Below are 268 nucleotides of genomic sequence, written 5' to 3' on the forward strand. Positions count from 1 at the left end.
TTTTGTACTTGCTTTTGACGAAATTTACGTCCATGGTTTTTCGCTTGTTCAATCGTTTTGATGCCGTTTTTCTTCCATTCAAACAGGATTCTGTCAATATAGCGAAAATTTAATTTTCCCGACATAACGGCCTCTCTTAAAGCGGCTTTAATAATAATGGGATCGTGGTGATCGTCATCCATCCACATCGCCAGTGATTCACATTCAAATGGGGAAAGCGGGCGGCCAAATTCCTGCTCAAAACAAGTATAAAGATCCATTTCATCGG

1 protein-coding gene is annotated in these 268 nt (G+C 40.3%); it reads right to left on the reverse strand.

The window, feature by feature from the left end; all coding sequences use genetic code 11:
* Positions 1-268, reverse strand: a 268-nt coding sequence (locus RYX56_RS22765; protein ID WP_317124175.1) for a DnaD domain-containing protein, incomplete at both ends; no start/stop codon positions are given.

Origin of the sequence: Alkalihalophilus lindianensis (assembly GCF_032843265.1) — a bacterium.
Taxonomy (GTDB): domain Bacteria; phylum Bacillota; class Bacilli; order Bacillales; family Bacillaceae_D; genus Alkalihalophilus; species Alkalihalophilus lindianensis.